This is a genomic window from Actinosynnema sp. (assembly GCF_052038725.1).
On record NZ_JBQGCX010001005.1, the window covers coordinates 1 to 3,690 of the forward strand.

Consider the following 3,690-nt stretch of genomic DNA (forward strand, 5'->3'; position numbering starts at 1 on the left):
CGTCCGAGAAGACCACGGCCGCGGGCCCGTCCCAGGGCTCCATGAGGCTCGCGTGGAACTGGTAGAACGCCCGCTGGTCGGCCGGCATCTCGGCGTGGTTCTCCCACGCCTCGGGGATCATCATCAGCACCGCGTGCGGCAGGCTGCGGCCACCGAGGTGGAGCAGTTCGAGGACCTCGTCGAAGGACGCCGAGTCCGAGCCGTCCGGGTGGCAGATCGGGAAGAGCCTGCTCAGGTCGCCGGGCACCAGGTCGGAGGCGAGCAGCGCCTCGCGGGCGCGCATCCGGTTGCGGTTGCCGCGCACGGTGTTGATCTCGCCGTTGTGCGCGACGTACCGGAAGGGGTGCGCCAGCGGCCACGACGGGAAGGTGTTGGTGGAGAACCGGCTGTGCACGAGGGCGATGGCGCTGGCCAGCCGCTCGTCGCGCAGGTCGGGGAAGAACGCGGGGAGCTGGGTGGTGGTCAGCATCCCCTTGTAGACGACGGTGCGCGCGGACAGCGACGGGAAGTAGGCGCCGACCTGCGCGGTGGCGGTCTCGTGCTCGACGCGCTTGCGCAGCGCGAACGCGAGCCGGTCGAGGGTGATGCCGCTCTCGCCGCCCACGCCCTTGACGAACAGCATGGCGAAGTGCGGCATGACCGAGCGGGCGGTGGGGCCGATGTCGGCGCGCTCCGGGTCGACCGGGACCTCGCGCCAGCCGAGGACCTCGAGGCCCTCCTCCTCGGCGATCCGCTCGGCGAGCGCGACGGCCTTGGCGCGGTCACCGGGTTCGGCGGGGAGGAAGGCGGTGCCCGCGGCGTAGGAACCGCGCTCGGGCAGGTCGAAGTCCACGCTCTCGCGCAGGAACTCGTCGGGGAGCTGGAGCAGGATCCCGGCGCCGTCGCCGCTGGTCGGCTCCGCTCCGGCTGCGCCCCGGTGCTCCAGGTTGGCCAGCGCGGTCAGCGCGTCGACTACGATCGCGTGCGAACGCCTGCCGAACGTGTCGGCGACCATCGCGACACCACAGGCGTCACGCTCCGCATTGGGGTCGTAGAGACCCTGCGCGGAGGGGATGGCGGAGAAGATCACTGCGTAGACCTCCCTCGTCGTCGTTCGAGAGAACGAGTCCTCGTGCTCAGTCCTGGGAATCTCGGCTTCTGGGCACGGGACGACGATGGCCCGCGTGTTGACGCGACTTTAACAGCCGTGAAACCAAGTCACACCATCCAATGGGTGATCCCGGCTGTTGGCAAGTAACGATTGGGAGGCGGGGGACGATAGAGCCCCTGAGCTGTTACGCCGTGTTAAGCATAACTCCGCGAACGTGCGGGCGCGTCCCCGTTGAGACGCGGGGAACAGCGACAACACTCATCCGGCGGACTGCTTGATCCCCGCTCTTTCGTTACTCTGCGTCGACTTCTTTCGGCCGGAGCGCCCAGCGGCACCCCTGTTGGTGACGTGCTCCGCGTCCTTCTCGCTCAGCGGAGCCGTTCGTTCGACCGCCCTCGGCGACCGTCCCGAGTGGAGCGGGACCGCCTCCGACCGGCGGATCGGGTTGCGGGAGACGCGCGGGCGTGTGCGCCGGATCGGATCTCCCGTTGTGCGGGTCGGGTGGTTTTTCCACCCGCCCAGCGGAATCGCGGGACATTCTGCGTTCAGGTTCAAGATCCCGTCAAGGGGCGGCGGCGCTCGGGGCCGGTCCGTGGCGCTGAGTGATCTTCCGCGTCCCCCGGAAGGGGTGGGTTCCCGGTCCTCCGCGGGCGCGAACACGGCGTGGCCGGACCTGGGGTGACACGGGGTCGTGGCGGGCGCCGGACGGGCTGCGGTGCGGGCCGGTTCGACTGTGACGGGCGGGTTGCGACTCGGAGAACCCACCCCATCGTGTCCTCTTCGGACGCCACCGGGCGGCGCGGCCCCGTTCGCCCCCGGAGTGACCCGAGGGCCCCGCCCCCGCGTGCTGCGGAGACGGGGCCCTCGGCGTCGGGGAGGCGGTCAGCGGGCGCCCGCGCCCACCGGCTGCTTGCTGGTCTCGTCGTCGTCGCCGTGCTGCTGGTCCATCAGCCTGTCGACGTCGACCGAGTCCGGGTCGTCCAGGACGCGCTTGAGCTGCTCGCCGTCGAGCTGCTTCTGCCACTTGGCGATCACCAGGGTGCCGATGCCGTTGCCGACGACGTTGGTCAGCGCGCGGGCCTCGGACATGAAGCGGTCGATGCCGACGATCAGGGCGATGCCGACGGCCGGGATGGCGCTGTTGGCCTCGAACGCCTGCAGCGAGGCGGCCAGGGTGACCAGGCCCGCGCCGGTGACGCCCGCCGCGCCCTTGGAGGCCAGCAGCATGAACAGCAGCAGGCCGATCTGGGTGCCGATGCTGACGTCGTGGCCGGTGGCCTGGGCGATGAAGATCGCGCCCATGGTCAGGTAGATGCAGGTGCCGTCGAGGTTGAACGAGTAGCCGGTCGGGATGGTCAGGCCGACGCCGGACTTGTCCGCGCCCGCCGCCTCCAGCTTGACCAGCATCCGGGGCAGCACCGACTCGCTGGAGGACGTGCCGAGCACGATCAGCAGCTCGTCCTTGATGTAGCGCAGGAACTTCACGATGTTGACGCCCGCGTACATGCCGACGCCGCCGAGGACGACGAACACGAACAGGATGCAGGTGACGTAGAACGAGCCCATCAGCCAGGCGAGCTTGCCGAGGATCGTGCCGCCGAACTTGCCGATCGTGTAGGCGATGCCGCCGAACGCGCCGATCGGGGCCGCGTACATGACGATCTTGATGACGCCGAACATGACCTTGGCGGTGGTGTCCAGGGCGGTGACGACGCGCTCGCCGCGCTTGCCCATGCCCGCCACGGCGACCGCGACCAGGATCGCGACGACGAGGACCTGGATCAGCTGGCCGTCGGTGAACGCGCCGACGAACGACTTGGGGACCAGGCTCAGGATGAAGCCGGTGACGCCGGTCTCGGCGGTGGCGGCGTCGGCGAGGGTCTTCTCGGCGGCCGAGTCGTTGATCGGGATGGCCGGGCCGTGGTGGCCGGGCTGCACGACGTTGACCACGACCATGCCGATGGCGAGCGCCACCGTGGTCATCGCGGTGAAGTACAGGATGGTGCGCAGCGCCAGGCCGCCCGCCTTGGCCAGGTTGCCCAGGCCCGCGATGCCGACGACGACGGTGCAGAAGATGGTCGGGGCGATGACGACCTTGACCAGCGCGACGAAGAAGTCGGCGAGCCACTTCATGCCGGACGCCTGGGCCGGGAAGGCGTACCCGACCACCACGCCCAGCACGATCGACACCAGCACCCAGAAGTACAGGTGCTTGTAGATCGGCTTGCGCTCACGGGTTTCCGCGGTGACCACGTTGTCCTCCTCAAGGGGCCCGGCGGGTGTTGTCCGGTGATCCTGAGCACAGTGGGAACTCACGGCAAGTCGCTCGACTGAAACTTCAGATCCCTCTGACGTAACACTCTGTTCACGCGGATGCGGGAACGCGCCCCCTAGGACGGTGGCAGCGGGTGACGAACCCGTGTTGACCGGGCACGGAGCGCTGCGGGCAAGCGCTTGGCAGGGGCGCGGGGCGCAGACGCGGTCACGGTGGGCGACTCCCGGTGCGGACGGGTGGTCCGGGGGCGGTCGGCGGGGGCGGGGACGCGGCTCACACCCCGTTCGGGTGGACAGGGGGCGGGTCGGGTGGGAGGGCTCGCGGG

The 3,690-nt window shown here is 69.9% G+C and carries 1 protein-coding gene and 1 pseudogene; both read right to left on the reverse strand.

Translation table 11 applies throughout. The features are described from left to right. Positions 1–1,069 (reverse strand): annotated as a pseudogene (locus tag ACTUAL_RS21330) (glutamate synthase subunit alpha); the annotation flags it as partial. 903 nt (positions 1,070–1,972) lie between these two features. Next, entirely contained in the window at positions 1,973–3,343 is a 1,371-nt protein-coding gene (dctA, locus tag ACTUAL_RS21335) for a C4-dicarboxylate transporter DctA (RefSeq protein WP_440901490.1), read from the reverse strand. Positions 3,344–3,690: the final 347 nt, after the last annotated feature.